The sequence below is a fragment of the Mesorhizobium temperatum genome (genome assembly GCF_002284575.1).
In the GTDB taxonomy this organism is placed as follows: Bacteria; Pseudomonadota; Alphaproteobacteria; order Rhizobiales; family Rhizobiaceae; genus Mesorhizobium; species Mesorhizobium temperatum.
In genome coordinates this window covers 20,606-43,132 of record NZ_NPKJ01000040.1, presented here as the reverse complement: position 1 = coordinate 43,132, position 22,527 = coordinate 20,606, and the positions used below count along the sequence as shown (strand labels likewise).

Sequence of the window (22,527 nt, the reverse complement as noted above, 5' to 3'; positions counted from 1 at the left end):
ACAGAAATTGCGGATGCGCACAAGACCGATTCACAACAATCTTAGGCATTTAGAGACAGAAAATTACGCGCGACCGTGCCAAAACGCAACCTTCGGTCGTCGGCCTGTGTCCCGGCCTCTCGCTGGCTTTACCGCTTTTCCGCCGCTTGGCACTTGCGAGCGGCAAGCGAAAGCGGCCAAGGTTGCATCGACTTTCCCAGCACAGGCAAACGCATGAATTTCGCTTCCGACAATTGGGCAGGCGCCCATCCCAGCATCGCCGCGGGCCTGTCGGCCCACGCCGGCGGCTTCTCCACTGCCTATGGCGACGGCGCCCTCGACCAGACCGTAAACCAGCGCTTCAACGAAATCTTCGAGCGCGAGGTCGCGGTGTTTTTCGTGGCGACCGGCACCGCTGCCAATTCGCTGTCGCTGACCGCCTATAACAAATCAGGCGGCATATCCTTCTGCCATCGAGAATCGCATGTCATCGAGGATGAATGCGGTGCGCCGGAATACTTTACCGGCGGCTCACGGCTCTATGCCGTCGACGGTGCGCTGGGCAAGATAGATCCGAACGACCTGGACAGGGCGGTGGGCCGGTTCGCGCCTGAAATCGTCCATTCCGGGCGCCCGATGGCGGTGTCGATCACCCAGTCGACCGAGGTCGGCACCATCTACACACTGAACGAAATTGCCAGGATTTCGGCGATCACCAAGCATCACAAACTGCCGCTGCACATGGATGGCGCCCGCTTCGCCAATGCGCTGGTCGCGCTCGACACAACGCCGGCGGAGATGACCTGGAAGGGCGGCATCGACATCCTCTCTTTCGGCGGCACAAAGAACGGCTGCTGGTGCGCCGAGGCTATCGTGCTGTTCGATCTCGACCGCGCCAGGGAACTGGCCTTCCTGCGCAAGCGCGCGGCGCAATTGTTCTCGAAATCGCGCTTCGTCGCTGCGCAGTTCGAAGCCTATTTCAAGGACGACCTGTGGCTCGACACGGCCCGGCACGCCAACGCCATGGCAGCGCGCCTTGCAGCACTGATCGAGGATTCCCCGTCGGCGCGTCTTGCCTGGCTGCCGCAAGCGAACGAGACCTTCGCGGTGATGAAAAAGGCCGAGGCTGAACGAGTACAAGTGGCCGGTGCCGCCTTCTACGACTGGCACAAGCCGCACGACTTTGACGGCCACATCGGCGAGGACGAGGCGCTCTACCGCTTCGTTACCAGCTTTGCGACCACGACCGAAGAGGTTGACCGCTTTGGCCAGATAATTGCTGGATAGCGGCACCTTATCCACATCCACAAAAAAGGGCGGCGCCAAGCGCCGCCCTTCGTCCCTGAGGTCGTCTTTGTGACGCGGCTCACGCGGCGGTCTTTGCCTCGATCTGCTTGGCCTTCGCCGAAGCCGCGGTGATCGCGATCTTGCGGGGCTTCAGCTCCTCGGGAATATTGCGCTTGAGGTCGACGAAGAGCAGGCCGTTCTTCAGCGAGGCGCCGACGACTTCAACATGGTCGGCAAGCTGGAAGCGGCGCTCAAAGGCCCTGCTGGCGATACCGCGATAGAGCAGTTCGGAGCCTTCGCCATTCCCCTCTTCCTTGCGCTCACCCTTGACGGTCAGAACGTTGCGGTGAGCCTCGATCGAGAGCTCATCGTCCGAGAAGCCGGCGACCGCCATCGAGATGCGATAGGAATCCTCACCGGTGCGCTCGATGTTGTAGGGTGGATAGGTCTGCGCACCTTCGGGCTGCGCAAGCGAATCGAGCATGGTGAACAGCCGGTCGAAACCGACGGTCGAACGATAGAGCGGGGAAAAATCAACGTGACGCATAGTGTGTTCTCCTGTTGAGCAACAAGGTTTGCGTATGGCCGGTGCGAAACCCGTGACGGCGTTCCGGATAGGCCAGCGGCCCCGACATTGGCGGCCACAGCAGACATTTGGGGAACACCTGAAAGCATTTCAAGATTTCTCGATGAACGGCAGATGAACCGCGGCTTCGGCGGGCGTTCAGCTAAGCGGAGCTAGACTGCTTCCAGGATCAGGAACAGGCGGCGGTTACGGCGTCGCGCGTCCTCTCGGACACGCAAAGGACGCTGTAACACTTTGATTGCGCATGATTCACAGCGAAAATCGGGTCCGATTTTCGGGGTCACGCGCGAGATGCCGCAACGGGGCCGACCGGGTGTAACGTCCCTTCCTCCCGGATCGACGGGGGGCCGGAAGCGTGCCGCAAGCTGCTTTCGGCCTCACTCGCCGGCTGCCTCGTTCAGCCTTTCCAACGCGTCCGGAATTCCTTTGCTTTTGCTGCATGGGCGTCTATGCCTACCAAAGCTTGCGCCATAAGGGCAGCGACACACAAACGCAGCGCCGAATGACGGACCTCCTCAACAAAAGTCCCCTCTTCCGCGAAATTCCGGGCAATCCGCTACCGGAAAATGCGGCCGGTGGTTTCTTTACAACGCGCGATGGCAAGAAGATCCGCTACGGCCTCTTTCCCGCCGTTGCGCGCCCGATGAAGGGCACCGTGGTCGTCTTGACCGGCCGCAACGAGTGCATCGAAAAATATTTCGAGACCATCCGCAACCTTGCCGATCGCGGCTTCGGCGTCGCCACCCTCGACTGGCGCGGCCAGGGCGGTTCCGACCGGCTGATCAACGACCGCGAGCGCGGCTATGTCCGGAGCTTCTTCGACTATACCAGCGACCTGGAACAGTTCTTCGAGGAAATCGTGCTGCCCGACTGCCGGGGGCCGTATTATATCTTGGCCCATTCGGCCGGGGCGGTGATTACGCTGCTTGCCGCACCGTCGATGGTGAACCGCGTACGGCGCATGGTGCTGATCGCGCCATTCCTGGCCGTTCCCGACCTGCCGGTCTCGACAACCGCCGTTCGCCGCCTCTGCTCGCTGCTCTGTCTGCTGGGCCTTGGCAAGCTTTATGCCGCCTGGGGTCCGCGGCCCAGAAGAACCATACCGTTTGCCGCCAACATGGTGACATCAGATCCGGAGCGGTATCGACGCAACACGCTGATCTACGAAACCTACCCGCAACTGGCGCTCGGCGGCCCGACGATACGCTGGCTGAAAGCGGCGGCGCAGGCGTCCGAGGCCATCAGCGATCCCGACTACATGGCGAGGATCCAGGTACCCTTGCTGGTGATCGCCGCCGGTGCCGACCAGGTCGTCTCGACCAGGGCGGTGGAAACCTACACCAGACGTCTGCGCCTCGGTTCGCTGCTGGTGATCGATGATGCACGCCATGAAATATTGCAGGAAGCCGACTTCTATCGCGAGCAGTTCTTTGCCGCCTTCGATGCCTTCATCCCGGGAAGCGACGACACGGCCTGATTGAGTGCCGCACTCCCTCCGGACGCTCCAAGAGCGCTCCAAGTCATTGAAGTCCATGCCTCGGCTTGAAAAATGCCTGCCAACCTCGATCGTCGGGCTATCCCTGCCGGGCGAAATCCATGATCCAGTTGGTCTCCCAGGTCTTGCCGCCATCCGGTGAAAAAGCCTGCTCCCAGCGCGCCGATTTTTCAGTGATCCGCGACCAGAGGAAGCGAACCTGGATATCGCGTCCGTCGAAGACGTCGTCGCACAGGAACGTGCCGACGGCTGCTTCGAAGGTGCCGCGCATCGGAATATCGATGGTCGCCGGGTTGCGGCCGTCGATCCACCAGATCGACCATTGTCTCGTCGCTGGATCGAACGTCCGCAGCGTGGCGGCGCGATAGGCGCCGCCCGGCAATTCAATCACATTGTCGTCGACATTGCCAAGGCCGCCAAGGATCGGGCGCACTTCGCATGTCCCGCCAAACACGTCCCAGTTCGTGTCGCCTTGCAGCCGCTTCTGCAGCCTTCGATGGTTGACGTTCCAGCGTCCTAAGAAGAAATCGAAATCGGCCCGGCCATCTGCTGGAGCATTTTCTGCCGGCGCATCTTCGGAACGGCTGGTTGTTGACTGCGTCGGCATGTGATTCCCTCCCGTGACATTGTCTCCTTAACCGAGAGCTGCTGACACCCTCCCGTCAGGAGCATGGGGTTATCGTCGCCGTGGGCACCTCAGTCCGTAATGGCCAGCTGCCAGCCGGTTTCAGCCACGCAGCGCCGCCATCGCGGCGGCATGAAGCTCCGGCGTTGCCGCAGCCAGGATGTCGCCGCCGCTTTCCGCCGGTCCACCTTCGAAGGTGGTGACGACGCCACCAGCCTTCTCGATGATCGGGATCAGCGCGACGATATCGTAGGGTTTCAAACCGGGGTCGGCGACGATGTCGACGCTTCCTGCCGCGACCATGGCGAAGGCATAGCAGTCGGTGCCGTAGCGGGCGAGCTGGACCTGCTTCTCGAACAGGTCATAGCGCAGACGCGCGTCTCCCTTGAACAGTGCCGGCGTGGTGGTGAACAGCGTCGCGTCGGCAAGGCTTGTCGTCTTGCGTGTCGTCAGCCTTCGCGGCCCGCCCGGGCCTTCATAATGGGCACCGGAAGCGTTGGCGTAGAAAAGCTCGCCGGTGAAGGGCTGCGACATCATGCCGGCGACGGCATCGCCGTCGACCGTCAGCCCGACCAGTGTCCCCCACACCGGCAGGCCGGAAATGAAGGCGCGCGTGCCGTCGATCGGATCGATCACCCAGACATGCCTGCTGGAAATGTTCTCGCTGCCATGCTCCTCGCCGAGGATGCCGTGATCGGGATATTCCGCTGATATAAGCGCCCGTATGACCCGCTCGGCCTCGCGGTCGGCCTCGGTGACCGGGTCGAAGCTGCCTTGCTCCTTGTTGGCGACCGCGCCTTGGCTGCGGAAGCGCGGCAAGGTTTCGGCTGCGGCGGCATGCGCAATGCGCCGCATGAAATCGATGCTGATGTCCAACTGATTCTCCCGCGTTGTAATGCATGTCGCGCAAAAGTGTGCAGCGGTTTTGCGATAACGACATGCATAAAACAACAACCTAAAGCGCGTCGCATGAGGCCGGTCAAACGCGACGCGCTTTAGCGTGCTGGAACCGTCGTTTGCCTGTGGTTTTCCGCCAAAACAAGGGCGTGCGGAACTTTTGCGCATCGTCAACTGTTGCTCGAATGCAACGCTGGCGCCCTCGAATTCAGTTTACACATCACCGTGAATTAAAAACGCCGGTCGACGGCTTGACATTTGTGCATCGCACAATAGATTTGTTCTCGGACAGGCTTTCCTGTCCATGCCCTCCTTGGGCGTTTCCTCCCTAGACTTCGACCGTGTCGTGCAAACGATGCGGTCTTTTTTTCAGCACAACATCCAGCCGATCGCGCGTCCCCGACCCGCACGCGCAGAATCCCACGTAAAAATCGATTCCGATTTCGGCATCATTCGGCGGCGAGCGGCAGATCGATAAAATTGTGGTCGGGCATCGCCATCAGGTGGGCCGAGAATTGCGCCAGATCGTCGGCGAGTGCATCGAAGCCGGCGGATTTCTGGAACGTCCGTTCGTTCATGTAAAGCCCGCGATTGACCTCGATCTGCAGTGCATGGAGATGGCGCACGGGGCGGCCATAGTGCTCGGTGATGAAGCCTCCGGCGTAAGGCTTGTTATGGGCGACGGTGTAGCCCATGCCGATCAGCAGGCCGATCGCCGTCTCGGTCAACGCTGCGGAGGCGGAGATGCCGAAACGGTCGCCGACGATGAAGTCGGGCCTGACACCGCTGTCGCCGACCCTGATGCTCGCCGGCATCGAGTGGCAATCGATCAGCACGGCAAAGCCGAACCGCGCATGGGTCCTGGTCAAAAGCCGTTTTAGCGTCTCGTGATAAGGCTTGTAGACAGCCTCGATGCGCGCGACGGCTTCCGCCAGCGGCAAGCGGCCGGCATAGATTTCGAGCCCCTCTCCCACCAGCTTGGGCACGGTGCCAAGCCCGCCGGCTACGCGCGCCGAGCGGATGTTGCAGAACGACGGCACGGGTTCGGCGAACATGCGCGGATCGAGTTCCCACGGCTCCCGGTTGACATCGAGATAGGCGCGCGGGAAGTTTGCCGCCAGCATCGGCGCGCCGAGCGCGACGGCGCCGCCGAACAATTCGTCGACGTAGCAATCTTCGGAGCGGCGGATGGCGTTTCGGTCCAGCCTTGCCATCGCCAGGAACCGGTCCGGATAGTGACGGCCGCTATGCGGTGAGTTGAAGAGGAAGGGGACGCGCTGTTCGGCGCCCGACCGGATTTCGAAGGGGGGAACGACCGAAAAATCCTCGGCTGCCGTTTTCAATTTGAACGAATCCGGAAACACCAATGCATCATGATTGGAAAAGTGCCACCTCGCCGGCCGCATGTCCAGCGTTTCGGCGTCCGGACCGCTTTGTTAAAGGCCGATCGGGCCTTTATCGTTCACTTGATGTTTACCCTCACCTCCTCATATACAGGATGGTTAACGGGCTGCCCACGGCAGTCTCGGGCGGGTGATTCGGACAGGATAAGATGGCACGCATTCTACTGGCGGAAGACGACGATGACATGCGCCGGTTCCTCGTCAAGGCGCTGGAGCGTGCCGGCTACCAGGTCAGCGATTTCGACAATGGCGCCAGCGCCTATGAGCGGCTGCGCGAAGAGCCCTTCTCGCTGCTCTTGACCGATATCGTCATGCCGGAGATGGACGGCATAGAACTCGCCCGCCGCGCCACCGAGATCGATCCCGACCTCAAGGTCATGTTTATCACCGGCTTCGCCGCCGTTGCGCTCAATCCGGATTCCAAGGCGCCGAAAGACGCCAAGGTGCTGTCGAAGCCGTTCCATCTGCGCGACCTCGTCAACGAGGTCGAAAAGATGCTGCAGGCAGCCTGACGCGCTTTCCGCCGCCGGGTTCCGGCGCGTCTCCAGCGGGCGTGGCAAGGCGAACCTTTCTTTCCTTTTTCCTGCTATTGACGCGCCGTAGCAAAAATGGTGTATGCGCGGCTTCAGATGGGCGTGTAGCTCAGCGGGAGAGCACTGCATTGACATTGCAGGGGTCACAGGTTCAATCCCTGTCACGCCCACCATCCAGACAATCTGCCGTCTAGTACCCCGCCGATTTCCTCGCCTCACGGCCGCTTCCGGGCTGGACCGCGTGAACGCCGTATCTTCGAGAACGCCAAACCGGACGCCTTGATTTTTTTGTCCCAGCAATGCTTCTCAAATGAAGTCGGCAGAGAATATCTTTTCGGCTACCGACGATATGAAACTTGGTGTCCCTGGGGCATCGCTCGTCCAGGTGAATCCGAAGGTATCCAAGTTTTGCGTTGGCCATGGCCAAGAGACGGCCGACAAGCCGTCGTCTCTGGTGGCGGCAATCAGCGTCGATTGAGGATCAGGCCGCGCCGAGGCGGAGATCGCCCGTCTCGATATGCCGGAGAAACCAGGCATAGGTCTGCTCCAATCCGCTGCGAAGCGAGTACCGCGGGCGCCAGCCCGTGGCAAACAGGCGCGACACGTCCATCAGCTTGCGCGGCGTGCCGTCCGGCTTCGTCGCATCGAATGTGAGCACCGCCTCGGCGCCTACGACGGAGAGCATGGTGCGGGCCAGTTCGGCAATGGTGATGTCTTCGCCCGAGCCGACGTTGACGTGGCTGTCGCCGGCATAGTTTTTCAGCAGCCAGACCAGAGCGTCGGCGGCGTCGTCGACATGCAGGAACTCACGCATCGGCGTGCCCGATCCCCAGACCTCCAGGGTTTTGTCGCCGGCCCGCTTGGCCTTGTGCGCCTTGCGCATAAGGGCTGGTACGACATGGCTGGTGGAGAGGTCGAAATTGTCGCCGGGGCCATAGAGGTTGGTCGGCATCGCCGAGATGTACTCGACACCGTATTGGCGCCGATAGGCCTGGCACAGTTTCAGCCCAGCGATCTTGGCGATCGCATACCATTCGTTGGTGGGCTCGAGCGGACCGGTGAGCAAGGCGTCCTCGGAGATCGGCTGCGCCGCAAACTTCGGATAGATGCAGGACGAGCCGAGAAACAGCAATTTCTGCACCTCGTTGCGGAAGGCGCTCTCGATGACATTGGTCTGCATGATGAGATTGTCCTGCAGAAAATCGACCGGCAACCTGTTGTTTGCCAGGATACCGCCGACCTTAGCCGCCGCCATCACCACCGCATCCGGCCTGTGACCTGCCATCCAGCGCCGCACGCCGGCCTGATCCATCAGGTCGAGTTCATCGCGGGATGCAGTCAGGACCTCGCAGTCCTCGTCCGCCAGCCTGCGCAGGATGGCAGAGCCAACCATGCCGCGATGCCCGGCCACGAAAACGCGCTTGCCCTGAAGGTCGAAGTCCATTGGCGTATCCCTATGCAGAACGGCCGCTATGACCATCTGGCGTCGCCGCGCCGGATGGTCCTGCGTCGGACGCATAGCGCATACAGATTTGCCCGGACAAGGCAAATCGGAGATTTGGGCGAACTCTTCCTGTGATGTCGTGGTCAGACCCCTGCCACGGCGCACAGGCTCTTCATTCTTGCGACGGCAAGCTCCGGGTCGGCCAGCAATCCGGCCTGGTCGGCAAGGCGGAACACATCGGCGTAGTGGCTAATGCCGCGCGCCGATTGCATGCCGCCGACCATCGAAAAATGGTCCTGGTGGCCGTTCAGCCACGCCATCAAGACGATACCGGCCTTGTAGTACTCGGTCGGCGCCTCGAAGATTTTCCGCGACAAAGGCACCGTCGGCGCCATCAGCGCGTCATAGCCTGAGCGGTCGCCGGCGGCCAGTTTCGCCAGCGCGGCATTGGCGACCGGCGCGATGGCGTCGAAAATCCCGAGCAGCGCGTGCGAGTGTCTTTCGCCGTCGCCGGCGATCAGTTCGGGGTAGTTGAAGTCGTCGCCGGTGAACATGACGACCCCTTCCGGCAGCCGGTTGCGCAGAGCAACCTCTTTACCGGCATCGAGCAGCGATATCTTGATCCCCTCGACCTTGCCGGCGTGGCGTTCGATGATGGCGACGACCGTGTCGAGCGCGGCCTCGAAATCATGGCTGCCCCAATAACCCTTCAGCGCCGGATCGAACATGTCGCCCAGCCAGTGCAGGATGACCTTGCCGGAGGCCTGGGACAGGATGCGGTCATAGACGCTGACATAGTCGGCGGGACCCTTGGCGATGGTCGCCAGCGCTCGGCTGGCCATCATGATCGCTTTGCCGCCCAGGCCTTCGATGAAACAGAACTGCTCTTCATAGGCGGCGATGACATCGTCGAGCGTCCTGGCGGCGCCTCGCGCCAGATGGTCTGTTCCGGCACCTGAGGCGAGGTCGGCGCCCTCGACGGTTCGCGCCTCGGCGATCGAGCGGCGGATCAATTCCCTGGCGTTTGTCCAGTCGAAACCCATGCCCCGCTGTGCGGTATCCATCGCCTCGGCGATACGGAAGCCGAGCCGCCACAGATGATGGCGGAACGCCATCGTGCGCTCCCAGTCGACCGCTGGATGAGCCCATGGATCGGTCATCTCAAGGGGATCGGCAACGACATGGGCGGCGGCATAGGCGATGCGCGAAAACCGCGCGCCGATCACCGGCTGTGCCGGCTGGCCGACAAGGCGGTAGCGAGTGCTGCGACCGCCCTCCCCGGGCAAGGCAATGTCCATCGATCTCTCCCTTGGTCGCGCCTATAAATGGAACGTTCCAATAAATCAAGAACCCTTTTTGATTCTCAATCCATGCCCCGAAATTCTGCCTCGCAACGACAAAGCCCTTTGAGAGTACCGCCCTCAGCCGCTGAGTACTCGTTTTCTGGATTCGGGAAAAAATCCTGATTGACTCAAATGCATCACGGAATTAGAACGTTCCAATAAATTCGACCAGAAAAATACCGGAGGACGATCTGGATGGCCAGCAGGCCCAAGGCGACGATACTCGACATTGCCCGTGAGGCGGGCGTGTCAAAGTCGACGGTGTCGCTCGTGCTGCAGGGCAGCGATCTGATCCGGCCTGAGACCGCGCTGAAGGTTCGCAAGGCGATCGAGGATGTCGGCTATGTCTACAACCGCGGCGCCGCCAATCTGCGCAAGGCCCATTCCAACGTCATCGGCATGGTCATCAACGACCTTACCAACCCGTTTTTCGCCGAAATGGCGGTCGGCATGGAGCGTGTCTTCCAGTCGGCGGGCATCGTGCCGTTCATCGCCAACACGGCGGAGAACCCGGTGCGCCAGGAAGAGGTGCTGAAATCGCTGATGGAGCAAGGTGTCGCCGGGCTGATCGTGTCGCCGGCGCGCGGCACGACCCCTGGTGCTTTCCGCCGCATCGAGACGGCGGGCCTTCCGATCGTCTTCACCATGCGCCGCCTTCCTGAAAGCCGCATCCCGGTGATCGCGCCTGACAATCATCGCGGCGCCTGGCTCGCCACCGCCCATCTGATCGGCAAACGTCATCGCCGGCTGGCCTTCTTCGGCGGCTCATCGGATCTGGTGGTCTATCACGAGCGGCTGGGCGGTTTTCGCGAGGCCTGCGAGGCGCTCGGCATCGCCAAACGCGATACACTCGTCGTCGAAGGCGAAACCAGCCGCAAGGGCGGCATTGCCTGTTTGGAGACGGCCCTCGCGATGGCCGAGCCGCCGACCGCGGCGCTTTGCTTCAACGATGCGGTCGCCTTCGGCGTCATGCTGGCGCTGCGCAAGCGCGGCCTCGAGCCCGGCGCGGATTTCGCCGTCGTCGGCTTCGACGACGTGATCGAAGCCCAGCATTACATGCCGGCGCTGACCAGTGTTGCGGTGGATTCGGCAGGCCTTGGCGAGCGTGCCGCCCATGTCATGCTGAAGATGATTCAGTCGCGCACCACGCGCGCCGAGGATCATATCGGCGCCGTCAACCTCGTCGTCAGGGACAGTTGCGGTCCTGATCGCCGTGCTGGAATGGGAGACGCGGCATGACCGTCAAATGGGGACTGATCGGCGCAAGCACGATCGCCAGGCAATTCGTGATCAACGCCGTTCATGCACAACCGAACAGCGAGATCGCGTCGGTGATGAGTTCCAGCCCGGAGCGCGCCGCTGCCTATGCCAAGGAGAACGGCATTCCGCTCGCCGTCTCGACGCTCGATGCATTGTTCGGCTCCGACATCGACGCCGTCTACATCTCGACCACCAATGAACTGCATCTCGAACAGGCACTAGCCGCCATCAGGGCGGGAAAACATGTGTTGTGCGAAAAGCCGCTCGCGCTGACCAGCGCCGATGCGCGCAAGATGGTCGCCGCCGCCAAGGCGGCCGGCATCGTGCTCGGCACCAACCATCATTTGCGCAATGCCGGCTCGCACCGGGCGATGCGCGAAGCCATTGCCGCCGGCCGCATCGGCAAGCCGATTGCTGCGCGCGTCTTCCACTCGGTCTATCTGCCTGAGAATTTGCAGGGTTGGCGCATCACCAGGCCGGAAGCCGGCGGCGGCGTCGTGCTCGACATCACCGTGCACGATGCCGACACGCTGCGTTTCGTGCTCGACGACGATCCGCTCGAGGTTTCGGCGTTCACCCAGGCCGCAGGCATGGCCGCCGGCGGGCTGGAAGACGGCGCCATGTGCATCTGGCGCTTCAAATCGGGCATCATCGCCCAGTCGCATGAGGGCTTCACCACCAAATTCGCCGGCACCGGCTTCGAGGTGCATGGCAGCGAAGGCTCCCTGATCGCAAAAGATGTGATGACCCAGAAGCCGATCGGCTCTGTGCTGCTGCGCACGGCAAAAGGCGAGGAGGAATTGAGCTTCGACCGCGAAGATCTCTATGCCAGGTCTCTGCGCCAACTCCATGCGGCAATCCGTGGCGAAGGCCAGCCGTCGGCCACTGGCGAGGACGGCGTCTGGTCGCTGACATCAGCCGAGGCGGCGTTGCAATCAGCCAAGTCCGGCAAATCAGTCGCGATCGATCCGAAACTCGGGGGCGCAGGGTGAGCAAGCTCGTCTCCGCAGCGCAAGCCGCCAGCCTGATCAGGGACGGCATGGTCGTTTCCGTGTCGTCGTCGAGCGGCCTCGGCTGCCCGGATGCGGTGCTCGCCTCCATCGGCGAGCGCTTCGAAGCAGAAGGCCATCCCAAGGACATCACGACGCTGCATCCAATCGCCGCCGGCGACATGTACGGCATCAGGGGTATCGACCATCTGGCCAAGCCCGGCCTGTTGAAGCGCACGCTGTGCGGCTCCTATCCCTCCGGCCCGTCATCTTCGGAGCCGCCGCAGATCTGGAAAATGATCGGCGACAATTCGGTCGCCGCCTACAATGTGCCATCCGGCATTTTGTTCGACATGCATCGCGAGGCCGCCGCCAAGCGCCCCGGCGTGCTGACCAAGGTCGGCCTCGACACGTTCGCCGACCCGCGTCACCAGGGCTGCGCCATGAATGCGGCGGCCAGCGAGCCGATCGTTTCGGTGCAGCAATTCGACGGCGAGGAATGGCTCTACTTCCGCTCGATCGTGCCTGACGTCTCAATCATCCGGGCGACGACGGCCGACGAGCGGGGAAACCTGACCTATGAGCACGAGGGCGCTTATCTCGGTGGGCTGGAACAGGCGCTCGCCGCCCGCAACAACGGCGGCATCGTCATCGCGCAGGTCAAGCGCGTCGTCGAGAACGGCACGCTGAAGCCGCATGACGTGCGCGTCCCCGGTGTGCTGGTCGACCATATCGTGGTGGCGCCCGACCAGTTGCAGACAACGCTCACATCCTACGATCCGGCGATCTCGGGCGAGATCTTCCGGCCGCTGTCGACCTTCCGCAATGCCGAGATGAGCGTCCAGAAGGTGATCGCGCGGCGCGTCGCCATGGAGCTTGCTGACGGCATGGCCGTCAATATCGGCTTCGGCATCTCGGCCAACGTGCCGCGCATCCTTATCGAGGAAGGCCAGCACGGCAAGGTCACCTGGGTAATCGAACAGGGCGCGGTCGGCGGCGTGCCGCTGCTCGATTTCAAGTTCGGCTGCTCGTCGAACGCCGACGCCTTCATGCCTTCGCCACACCAGTTCATCTACTTTCAGGGCGGCGGTTTCGACGCCTCGCTGCTGTCCTTCCTGCAGATCGACCGCCATGGCTCGGTGAACGTGTCGAAGCTCTCAGCGCGGCCGCATGTCACCGCCGGCGCCGGCGGCTTCGTCGACATCACCGCGCGAGCGAAGAAGATCGTGTTTTCCGGCTTCTTCAATGCCGGCGCCAAGCTGTCGCTGGCCGATGGCGGCATCCGCATCGACCAGGAGGGCAAGGTGAAGAAAGTGGTCGGCGAGGTCGAGCACATCTCGTTCTCGGGCAAGCGCGCGGTCGCGCAAGGACAGGACATCACCTATGTCACCGAGCGCTGCGTCATGAAGCTGACGCCGGGTGGGCTGATGGTGACGGAGCTGGCACCCGGCATCGATCTTCAGCGCGACGTGTTGGCGCAGGCCGAGATCCCGCTCGCCGTCGCCAACAACCTGAAAGTCACGCCGGACGCGCTCTACCGTGACCGGCCGATCGGACTGTCGCTCAATGGCGGCGCCTCGCTTGGAGGCGCGCATGGCTGAGCGTCTCGTCACCTTTGAAACCGACGGCGACCTCGGCATCGTCACGCTGCGCCGGCCGGAGAAATTCAACGCGCTCGACATCCCGATGCTACGCGCGCTGGAAGCCACACTCGATACGGTCGAGGCCGCGGACGGCGTCCGCGTCGTGCTGCTGTGTGGCGAAGGCAAGGGCTTTTGCGCCGGCGGCGACGTCGAAGCGTGGTCGCGAATGAGCGCCGCCGATTTTCAGATGCAATGGGTGCGCTATGGCCACCGCGTCTTCGACCGGCTGGCGCGGCTACGGCAGCCGACCATAGCCGTTCTGTCCGGCCATGCGCTGGGCGGCGGGCTTGAACTGGCGGTCGCCTGCGACTTCCGGGTCGCCGAGGCGCAGGTGAAATTAGGCTTCCCGGAAACCTCGATCGGCGTGGTGCCCGGTTGGTCCGGCACGCAGCGCGCGGTGCGCCGCTTCGGCGCGCAGACGGTGCGGCGCATGGCAATCGGCGGCGAGACGTTCGTGGCGGCCGAAGCACTCGCTCTGGGCATCGTCGACCGGGTGGTCGACACGGGCAAGGCGTTCATCGAGGCCAAGGCCTGGGCCGGCAAGATCGCCGAGCGCGGCCCGCTGGCAACGGAGGCCGCCAAGCTGATGATCGCAGTCGCCGAAGGCGAGGAAAGTGCTGCCGCGACAGAGGCGCTGGCCAGCGGCTTCATCGCGCTGACCGGCGACCTCAAGGCCGGCATCGACGCTTTCAAGGCCAAGCAGAAACCGGCGTTTTCAAGATCCTAAAATGCATGCGGAACCCAGAACTCACATGAACTTGCCCCTCACTATCGCCATGCCCGCCGAGGCATCCGCGACGCCGAAGACCTACCGGCTGCTGATCGACGGCAAGTTCGTCGATGCGCGCGACGGCCGCACGCTGGAGCGCAACAGCCCCGGCCACGGCTTCACCGTTTCGCGCTATGCACAAGCCGGCGAGGCCGAAGTCGAGGCGGCGGTGACCGCCGCGCACAAGGCTTTCGAGACGGGTCCGTGGCCGCGTATGAAGGCCGGCGAGCGCGCCGCGATCCTCCTCAAGACAGCAGACCTGATCGAGGCGCGGCTCGAGGAGATCGCCCGGCTCGACGTGCTGGAGTCCGGCAAGCCGATCGCCCAGGCGCGCGGCGAGATCGGCGGCGCCGTCGACATCTGGCGCTATGCCGCGGCGCTTGCCCGCACGCTCCATGGCGAAACCTACGCCAATCTCGGCGACGCCATGCTGGGCGTCGTGCTGCGCGAACCGATCGGCGTCGTCTCGATCATCACACCGTGGAATTTTCCCTTCCTCATCGTCAGCCAGAAACTGCCGTTCGCGCTCGCCGCCGGCTGCACGGCGGTGGTCAAGCCGAGCGAGATGACCTCGGCCTCGACCTTCGTGCTCGGCGACATCCTGATGCAGGCCGGCTTGCCGGATGGCGTCGTCAACATCCTCGCTGGCCTGGGCGACGATGTCGGCGCGCCGTTGGTCAGCCATCCGCTGGTCGAGATGGTGTCGTTCACCGGCTCCACCCGGGTCGGCAAGATGACCATGGCGTCGGCTGCGAACTCTCTGAAGAAAGTCTCGATGGAGCTCGGCGGCAAGAACGGCCAGATCGTCTTTCCAGACGCCGACCTCGAAGCGGCGGCCGACGCGGCGGTGTTCGGCGGCTTTTTCAACGCCGGCGAATGCTGCAACGCCGGCAGCCGGCTGATCGTCCACGAGGCGATCGCCGACGACTTCCTCGGCGCAGTGAAGGCGCTCACCGCAAGGGTCACCGTCGGCGATCCGCTCGATATCAGCACCAAGGTCGGCGCGATGATCTCTTCCGAGCACCTGGCCAAGGTGACCGGCTACGTGGCGGCGGCGGCAAACGACGGCAGCAGCGTCTATAGCGGCGGCAAGCAGATCGCCTCCAGTGCCGGTCAGTATCTCGACCCGACCATCCTTCGCGGCGTCACCGAAGACATGGCCATTGCACGTGAAGAAGTGTTCGGCCCGGTGCTCTCGGTGCTGACGTTTGAATCGATTGAAGAGGCGTTGCGCATCGCCAACAACACGCCCTATGGTTTATCGGCGGGCGTGTGGAGCGCCAGCATCGACACCTGCATGTCGGTGGCGCGGAATGTGCGTTCGGGAACCGTTTGGGTGAACACGTTCATGGAAGGTTATCCCGAGCTGCCTTTCGGAGGCTCCAAGCAGTCCGGTCTCGGACGCGAACTCGGCAAGCGCGCCGTCGAGGACTATACCGAGGAAAAGACGATCCAGTTTCATCGCGGCCAGCGCACCGGATGGTGGGTCGGCTGAGTTGGGAAGAACCCGGCGGACAATCGCCGGTCGTGTAGCTGCAACAAGGGAGGAAGTACATGTTGCGCAAATTGCTTATCGGAACGGCTCTCGGCTCGGGTCTTGCGTTCGCGGCCCATGCCCAGGACGTCAAGGAAGTCGAGATGCTGCATTGGTGGACGTCTGGCGGCGAAGCGGCTGCCTTGAACGTGCTCAAGGAGGATCTGGCCAAGCAAGGCTTTGCCTGGAAGGACGTGCCCGTGGCCGGCGGCGGCGGCGACGCCGCCATGACCGCGCTGAAGGCGATGGTCGCGGCCGGCAACTACCCGACCGCCTCGCAGATGCTCGGCTATACCGTGCTCGATTATGCCGCGGCCGGCGTGATGGGCGACCTGACCGAGACGGCGGTAAAGGAAGGCTGGGACAAATCCGTTCCGGCCGCCCTGCAGAAATTCTCGGTCTATGACGGCAAGTGGGTCGCGGCTCCGGTCAACGTCCACTCCGTCAACTGGCTGTGGATCAACAAGGCGGTGATGGACAAGATCGGCGGCACCGAGCCCAAGACCTTCGACGAATTCATCGCGCTGCTCGACAAGGCCAAGGCGGCGGGCGTCATCCCGCTCGCGCTCGGCGGCCAGAACTGGCAGGAAGCCACCATGTTCGATTCGGTCGTGCTGTCGACCGGCGGACCTGAGTTCTACAAGAAGGCCTTCAACGACCTCGACGAGGAGCAGCTGAAGTCCGACACGATGAAGAAGTCGTTCGACAACCTCGCCAAGCTCGTCACCTATGTCGACCCGAACTTCTCCGGCCGCGACTGGAACCTCGCCACAGCCATGGTCATCAAGGGCGATGCGCTGGTGCAGGTGATGGGCGACTGGGCCAAGGGCGAATTCAACGCCGCCAAGAAGACCCCGGGCACCGACTTCCTGTGCTACCGCTTCCCCGGCACCGACGGCAGCGTGGTCTACAACTCCGACATGTTCGGCATGTTCGACGTTCCGGAGGACCGCAAGGCCGCCCAGGTCGCCTTGGCCACCGCCACTTTGTCGAAGAGCTTCCAGTCGGCTTTCAACGTCGTCAAGGGCTCGGTCCCGGCCCGCACCGACGTGCCCGACACCGACTTCGACGCTTGCGGCAAGAAGGGCATGGCCGACCTGAAGGCCGCCAACGAAGGCGGCACGCTGTTCGGTTCGCTGGCGCAAGGCTATGGCGCGCCGCCGGCCGTCGCCAATGCCTATAAGGACGTCGTCTCGAAGTTCGTCCACGGCCAGATCAAGACCTCGGACGAGGCCGTGACCCAGCTGGTTAACGCAATCGAAGACGCCAAATGAGAACCGGCATGAAAGGACCTTCCCCGCTCCGGTGGGGAAGGTTCCACCAAGCCAGGATGGTCGGCCTCTGGTCGGAATGGCGCCGGCGATCAACCAACACGCCCCGTCTCGACGGGGCTAACCTTCCCGCCTGGCGGTGAAGGGACCCGAAAGGGAGGAGCCCATGACTACGGTCACGACCCAGATCAAGCTGACGCCGGAGCATAGTGCCCGCCCGGGTGTCTCGATGCGTTCGCGCCTGCAGGACGCGCTGCCGAAGATCGTACTGGCGCCAAGCTTTGCGATCACTGTTGTCTTCGTCTACGGCTTCATCCTGTGGACGGTCTATCTGTCGTTCACCAATTCCAAGACCTTCCCGTCCTATGCGCTCACCGGGCCCCGGGCCTATCAGCGGCTGTGGCGCTGGACCTTCGAGAGCGACCCGCCATCGAGCTGGTACACGTCGATTATCAATATGGGCATTTTCGGCTTTCTCTACATCTTCATCTGCCTGGCGCTCGGCCTTTTCCTGGCCATCCTGCTCGACCAGAAGATCCGCGGCGAAGGCATGTTGCGACCGATCTATCTCTACCCGATGGCGCTATCCTTCATCGTCACCGGCGTCGCATGGAAATGGTTCCTCGATCCCGGCCTCGGTCTCGAGCAGACGCTGCATCAATGGGGCTGGACGAGCTTCCATTTTGACTGGATCAAGAACAAGGATTTCGTCATCTACACCGTGGTGATCGCCGGCGTCTGGCAGGCCTCGGGTTTCATCATGGCGATGTTCCTCGCCGGCCTGCGCGGCATTGACGGCGAGATCATGAAGGCGGCGCAGATCGACGGCGCCACCACCTTCCAGCTCTATCGCCGCATCGTCATCCCGCTGCTGCGGCCCATCTTCCTGTCGGCCTTCATCGTGCTCGCGCACCTCGCCATCAAGTCCTACGATCTGGTCGTAGCACTGACCAGCGGCGGGCCGGGCGGCTCGGCCTGGCTGCCGTCGAACTTCATGTATGAGTACACCTTCAAGCGCAACGAAATGGCCGTCGGCTCGGCCAGCGCAGTGATCATGCTGATGACCATCACCGCGATCATCGTGCCCTATCTTTATTCCGAGCTCAGGGAGCGGCCGCGATGAGCGCCATTGCCACTCCCGCTCGCCAGAGCACTGGCGGCATCAGCGCCAGGACCGTCAACCGCATCGTCATCTATGGCCTGCTGGCGCTGTTCGCGCTGTTCTACCTGATGCCGCTGTTCGTCATGCTGGTGACTTCGTTCAAGACGATGGACGAGATCCAGAACGGCAACATGCTGGCGCTGCCGCAGGCGCCGACCTTCGAGCCGTGGCTGAAGGCGTGGGGCGAGACCTGCGTCGGCCTGACCTGCGCCGGCATCAAGGGCTATTTCTGGAATTCCATCAAGATGGTGGTTCCGGCGGTGCTGATCTCGACGCTGCTCGGCGCGCTCAACGGCTATGTCCTGACCAAATGGCGCTTCCGCGGCCACACGCTGGTTTTCGGGCTGATGCTGTTTGCCTGCTTCATCCCGTTCCAGTCGGTGCTGTTGCCGATGGCGACGATCCTCGGCAGCCTCGGCCGCTTCGGCGTGACGCTGCGAAACGCAACGGGATTTTCATTCGGCTTGGGCAATCCGACAGTCAACCTTGTCTTTGTCCACGTCGTCTATGGGCTCGGCTTCACCACTTTGTTCTTCCGCAATTATTACGAGGCGTTCCCGACCGAACTGGTCAAGGCGGCACAGGTCGACGGAGCCAGCTTCTTCCAGATCTTCCGGCGCATCATGCTGCCGAATTCGATGCCGATCTTCGTCGTCACCGTCATCTACCAGTTCACCAACATCTGGAACGACTTCCTGTTCGCCTCGGCCTATGCCGGCACCGGTGACGCGATGCCGATGACCGTGGCGCTGAACAACGTCGTCAACACCTCGACCGGCGTCGTCGAATACAACGTCAACATGGCGGCGGCGATGATCGCCGCACTGCCGACCCTTCTCGTCTATGTGGTCGCTGGCCGCTATTTCGTGCGCGGCCTGATGGCCGGCGCCGTCAAAGGATAATCGAATGGCTTTTCTCGAAATTAATGGGCTGAGGAAGCGGTTCGGATCGGTCGAGATCCTGAAGGGCATCGACCTCGATCTCGAAAAAGGCGGCTTCCTCGTGCTGGTCGGCCCGTCCGGCTGCGGCAAGTCGACCTTGCTCAACACCATCGCCGGCCTGGAAACCATCACCGAAGGCGAAATCCGTGTCGACGGTCGGACGATCAACGATCTCCACCCCTCGAAACGCGACATCGCCATGGTGTTCCAGAGCTACGCGCTCTATCCGAACATGACCGTCGCCGGGAACATTGCCTTCGGCATGGAGATGCGCGGCGTGCCGGCAGCGGAGCGCCAGAAGGCGATCGACAAGGTGGCGAAGGTGCTGCAGATCGGCCACCTCCTGCAGCGCAAGCCGAGCCAGCTTTCCGGCGGCCAGCGCCAGCGCGTCGCCATGGGCCGCGCGCTGGTGCGCGACCCCAAGCTCTTTCTCTTCGACGAGCCGCTCTCCAATCTCGACGCCAAGCTTCGTGTCGACATGCGCATCGAGATCAAGCGGCTGCATGCGACCACCGGCACGACAATCGTCTACGTCACCCACGACCAGATCGAGGCGATGACGCTGGCCACCAAGATCGCGGTGATGCGCGACGGCGAGGTGCAGCAGTTCGGCACGCCGGCCGAAATCTACAACAACCCGACCAACCTGTTTGTTGCCGACTTCATGGGCTCGCCGGCGATGAACCTGATCCCGGCGACGATCGGCGGCAATGGCAATGCGCTTTCCGTGGTGCTGCAGCGCGAGGCGCGCGAGCCGATCTCGCTGCCGCTGGCCGATGCGCCGACGGGTCTGTCGGCATTCCACAGCAAGCCGATCATTTTTGGCGTCCGCCCCGAAGCCCTGACCGATCCTGAGGGAGCCGAACGCAACGCATCGAACATCGCCACCGCCGACTGTCACATCGAAGTCGTGGAACCGGCCGGCTCCGATACCTTCGCCGTCACCAATCTCGGCGGCAAGGCGGTGGTGGCGCGGCTGCGCGCCGACGCCAATATCCAGCCGGGCACGGTCACGCCGCTCGCCTTCAATCTGACCAAGGCGGTGTTCTTCGATCCGGCGACCGAGAACCGTATCCTCTGACAGCCATGACAAACCCGGACATCGTCATCATCGGCTCCGGCATCGGCGGCGCCACGATCGCTTCCGGCCTTGCCGGCAGTGGCGCCTCGATCCTGATGCTGGAGCGCGGCGAACCACTGCCGGCGACGCCGCATACGCGCGACACGCGCGCCATTTTCGTCGACGGCCACTACCGGCCGAAGGAGATGTGGCGCGAGGCCGGGGGTGCTGCGTTCAACCCCGGCAACTACTACTATGTCGGCGGCAATTCGAAATTCTATGGCGCGGTGCTGATCCGCTACCGCAGGGAAGACTTTTCCGCCATGGAACACTATGGCGGCGTCTCGCCGGCCTGGCCGTTCTCCTATGAGGAGTTCGAGCCTTGGTACTCCAAGGCCGAGCAGCTTTTTCGCGTGCGCGGCGCACTCGGCGAAGACCCGACCGAGCCGTTCCACTCGATACCCTATCCCTTCGGGCCGGTGCCCGACGAGCCGCCGATCGCCCGCGCCCGCGCCGAACTCAAAGGCCTCGGCCTGCACCCGGCATCGCTGCCGCTCGGCGTCGACATCGATGCCTGGCTAAAGGATGGCAAGACAGGCTGGGATGCGTTTCCCAACACCGGGACCGGCAAAGTCGACGCCCAAACCGGGCCGCTCGCGGCGGCACTAGCCGACCGGAACATCAGGCTCGAGACCGGTGCCCATGTCGAACATCTCGAAGCGTCATCGGATGCCAGGACGATCACCGCCGTTCACTATCGCCAGAATGGTGCGCTGAAGAAAGTGACGCCGAAGCTGGTCATCCTCGCGGCCGGCGCGATCAATTCGGCGGTCATTCTGCTGCGCTCGCCCTCTCCCAGCAGCAAGGGAGGCGGCAATGGACTCGCCAACCGTTCCGACCAGGTCGGCCGCAACTTCATGAACCACAACTCGAGCGCCATGCTGGCGATCGACCCGCGCCGCAGGAACACATCCGTCTACCAGAAGACGCTGATGCTCAACGACTACTATCTGTCCGATGGCAAGGGCGGCAAGCCGCTCGGCAACGTCCAGCTTCTTGGCAAGATCGACGGCTATATCCTGAGGGCCAACGTCAAGCTAGCACCCAAATTCGCCCTGGACTTCATGGCCGGCCACGCCGTCGACTGGTACCTGATGTGCGAGGACCTGCCCGATCCCGAAAGCCGCATCATGGTCGACGGCAAGGACATCGTCATGCAGTGGCGGCGCTCCAACATGCAGTCGCTTGAGGGACTGACCAAGGTGATGCGCGAGAATTTCCGCGCCTGCGGCTATCCGATCGTCCTGTCGCGGCCTTTCGACAAGCGCACGCCATCGCACCAGTGCGGCACGGTCAAGATGGGCGACGATCCGGCAACCTCGCCGCTCGACCCGTTCTGCCGCTCGTTCGACCACAAGAACCTGTTTGTCGTCGACGCTGGCTTCCTGCCGAACTCAGCCGCGGTCAATCCGGCGCTGTCGATCGCAGCACAAGCGCTACGCGTCGCCGACCACATCCGCAAGACGGATCTTGTCGCATGAGCCGCCCGGCAGCGATCGTCACCGGCGGCGCGCGCGGCATCGGCCTGGCTTGCGCCGAAGCGCTGGCCGATGCGGGCTTCGACATCCTTGTCGTGGACCTTGCCGAAAAAGCCGGCGACGGGCTTACCGCTTGCATCACCGCCCGCGGCGCGAAATTCGCCTACCATTGCGGCGACATCGCCGATCTCGACCGCCATGCAGCACTGGTCGATGCCGCGATAAGCGCCTTCGGCCGCATCGACTGCCTGGTCAACAATGCCGGCATCGGGGCCGTCATACGCAGCGACCTGCTGGAATTGAAACCGGAGAACTTCGACCGGATCCTGGGCATCAACCTGCGCGGCACCGTCTTCCTCAGCCAGGCCGTTGCCAGGGCGATGCTTGCAGCGCCGGGTGATCACCCAAAATCGATCATCACCATCACCTCGGTCAGCGCCGAAATGGCCTCGCCCGAACGTGCCGACTATTGCATATCCAAGGCCGGGCTTTCGATGTGGGTGAAGACCCTGGCGCTGCGGCTTGCTCCCGAAAATATTGGTGTGTTCGAGGTGCGGCCGGGCATCATCCGCACCGACATGACATCAGGCGTCACCGCCAAATACGACGCGCTGATCGACGGCGGTCTGGTGCCGGCGAAGCGCTGGGGCGAAGCCGCCGATGTCGGCGCCGCCGTAGTGGCACTCGCCGGCGGCAAGCTCGGTTTTTCGACCGGCTCGATCATCAATGTCGACGGTGCGCTGTCGGTGCCGAGACTGTGAACAGGTG

The 22,527-nt window shown here is 62.9% G+C and carries 20 protein-coding genes and 1 tRNA gene; 15 read left to right on the top strand and 6 right to left on the bottom strand.

The features are described 5' to 3' along the window. Positions 1-213: 213 nt before the first annotated feature. Positions 214-1,266, top strand: a complete 1,053-nt coding sequence (locus CIT26_RS11400; protein WP_095492665.1) for a threonine aldolase family protein — start codon at positions 214-216, stop codon at positions 1,264-1,266. 79 nt (positions 1,267-1,345) lie between these two features. On the opposite strand, the gene CIT26_RS11395 is transcribed toward CIT26_RS11400, so the two are convergent. Next, positions 1,346-1,813: an Hsp20 family protein gene (locus CIT26_RS11395; protein WP_095492664.1), complete on the bottom strand. Its 468-nt coding sequence runs from the start codon at positions 1,811-1,813 to the stop codon at positions 1,346-1,348. 541 nt (positions 1,814-2,354) lie between these two features. On the opposite strand from CIT26_RS11395, the gene CIT26_RS11390 reads away from it, so the two are divergent. Continuing rightward, on the top strand, positions 2,355-3,329 hold the full coding sequence (locus CIT26_RS11390) for an alpha/beta fold hydrolase (RefSeq protein ID WP_095492763.1): 975 nt from the start codon (positions 2,355-2,357) through the stop codon (positions 3,327-3,329). 97 nt (positions 3,330-3,426) lie between these two features. Here CIT26_RS11390 and CIT26_RS11385 read toward each other — a convergent pair whose 3' ends face one another. The 3 genes from CIT26_RS11385 to CIT26_RS11375 form a co-directional block, all read right to left on the bottom strand. Beyond that, entirely contained in the window at positions 3,427-3,954 is a 528-nt protein-coding gene (locus tag CIT26_RS11385; RefSeq protein ID WP_095492663.1) for a DUF1579 family protein, read from the bottom strand. Positions 3,955-4,074: 120 nt separating this feature from the next. Beyond that, positions 4,075-4,848, bottom strand: coding sequence for a histidinol-phosphatase (hisN, locus tag CIT26_RS11380; protein WP_095492662.1), 774 nt, complete (start codon positions 4,846-4,848; stop codon positions 4,075-4,077). Between the two features lie 470 nt (positions 4,849-5,318). After that, positions 5,319-6,275 carry an N-formylglutamate amidohydrolase gene (locus tag CIT26_RS11375; protein ID WP_095492661.1) on the bottom strand — a complete coding sequence of 319 codons (957 nt, stop codon included), beginning with the start codon at positions 6,273-6,275 and terminating at the stop codon, positions 5,319-5,321. 146 nt (positions 6,276-6,421) lie between these two features. Here CIT26_RS11375 and cpdR point away from each other — a divergent pair, with 146 nt between their 5' ends. Both cpdR and CIT26_RS11365 read left to right on the top strand, forming a co-directional pair. Then, positions 6,422-6,784: a cell cycle two-component system response regulator CpdR gene (gene cpdR, locus CIT26_RS11370; RefSeq protein ID WP_006199474.1), complete on the top strand. Its 363-nt coding sequence runs from the start codon at positions 6,422-6,424 to the stop codon at positions 6,782-6,784. Positions 6,785-6,903: 119 nt separating this feature from the next. Next, a tRNA-Val gene (locus CIT26_RS11365) sits at positions 6,904-6,978 on the top strand. A gap of 308 nt (positions 6,979-7,286) precedes the next feature. On the opposite strand, the gene fcl is transcribed toward CIT26_RS11365, so the two are convergent. Continuing rightward, positions 7,287-8,249: a GDP-L-fucose synthase gene (gene fcl, locus CIT26_RS11360; RefSeq protein ID WP_095492762.1), complete on the bottom strand. Its 963-nt coding sequence runs from the start codon at positions 8,247-8,249 to the stop codon at positions 7,287-7,289. A 143-nt stretch (positions 8,250-8,392) separates the two neighbouring features. Continuing rightward, positions 8,393-9,547 carry a dihydrodipicolinate synthase family protein gene (locus CIT26_RS11355; RefSeq protein ID WP_095492660.1) on the bottom strand — a complete coding sequence of 385 codons (1,155 nt, stop codon included), beginning with the start codon at positions 9,545-9,547 and terminating at the stop codon, positions 8,393-8,395. Positions 9,548-9,787: 240 nt separating this feature from the next. Between CIT26_RS11355 and CIT26_RS11350 the strand changes: the two genes are divergently transcribed. From CIT26_RS11350 to CIT26_RS11300, 11 genes are all read left to right on the top strand, one after another. Further along, the gene (locus CIT26_RS11350; protein ID WP_095492659.1) at positions 9,788-10,831 is read left to right on the top strand and encodes a LacI family DNA-binding transcriptional regulator; all 1,044 of its coding nucleotides are present in this window, start codon (positions 9,788-9,790) and stop codon (positions 10,829-10,831) included. Then, entirely contained in the window at positions 10,828-11,844 is a 1,017-nt protein-coding gene (locus CIT26_RS11345) for a Gfo/Idh/MocA family protein (RefSeq protein WP_095492658.1), read from the top strand. The genes CIT26_RS11350 and CIT26_RS11345 overlap by 4 nt, the downstream gene beginning before the upstream one ends. Next, positions 11,841-13,442 (top strand): acyl CoA:acetate/3-ketoacid CoA transferase, encoded by a 1,602-nt coding sequence (locus CIT26_RS11340; RefSeq protein WP_095492657.1) that lies wholly within the window; start codon positions 11,841-11,843, stop codon positions 13,440-13,442. Before CIT26_RS11345 ends, CIT26_RS11340 begins: the two co-directional genes overlap by 4 nt. After that, positions 13,435-14,211, top strand: coding sequence for an enoyl-CoA hydratase/isomerase family protein (locus CIT26_RS11335; RefSeq protein ID WP_095492656.1), 777 nt, complete (start codon positions 13,435-13,437; stop codon positions 14,209-14,211). The genes CIT26_RS11340 and CIT26_RS11335 overlap by 8 nt, the downstream gene beginning before the upstream one ends. Before the next feature lie 25 nt (positions 14,212-14,236). Beyond that, a complete protein-coding gene (locus CIT26_RS11330; RefSeq protein ID WP_095492655.1) occupies positions 14,237-15,748 on the top strand; it encodes an aldehyde dehydrogenase family protein in 1,512 nt (503 codons plus the stop codon). Positions 15,749-15,807: 59 nt separating this feature from the next. Continuing rightward, positions 15,808-17,061: an ABC transporter substrate-binding protein gene (locus CIT26_RS11325; RefSeq protein WP_036262246.1), complete on the top strand. Its 1,254-nt coding sequence runs from the start codon at positions 15,808-15,810 to the stop codon at positions 17,059-17,061. Positions 17,062-17,224: 163 nt separating this feature from the next. After that, complete coding sequence (locus CIT26_RS11320; protein WP_095492654.1) at positions 17,225-18,181, top strand: carbohydrate ABC transporter permease; 957 nt, start codon at positions 17,225-17,227, stop codon at positions 18,179-18,181. Continuing rightward, positions 18,178-19,122, top strand: coding sequence for a carbohydrate ABC transporter permease (locus CIT26_RS11315; protein ID WP_095492653.1), 945 nt, complete (start codon positions 18,178-18,180; stop codon positions 19,120-19,122). The genes CIT26_RS11320 and CIT26_RS11315 overlap by 4 nt, the downstream gene beginning before the upstream one ends. A gap of 4 nt (positions 19,123-19,126) precedes the next feature. Beyond that, positions 19,127-20,242 (top strand): ABC transporter ATP-binding protein, encoded by a 1,116-nt coding sequence (locus CIT26_RS11310; protein WP_095492652.1) that lies wholly within the window; start codon positions 19,127-19,129, stop codon positions 20,240-20,242. A gap of 5 nt (positions 20,243-20,247) precedes the next feature. Further along, positions 20,248-21,762 carry an FAD-dependent oxidoreductase gene (locus CIT26_RS11305; RefSeq protein WP_095492651.1) on the top strand — a complete coding sequence of 505 codons (1,515 nt, stop codon included), beginning with the start codon at positions 20,248-20,250 and terminating at the stop codon, positions 21,760-21,762. After that, positions 21,759-22,520: a 3-ketoacyl-ACP reductase gene (locus CIT26_RS11300; protein WP_095492650.1), complete on the top strand. Its 762-nt coding sequence runs from the start codon at positions 21,759-21,761 to the stop codon at positions 22,518-22,520. Before CIT26_RS11305 ends, CIT26_RS11300 begins: the two co-directional genes overlap by 4 nt. Positions 22,521-22,527: the final 7 nt, after the last annotated feature.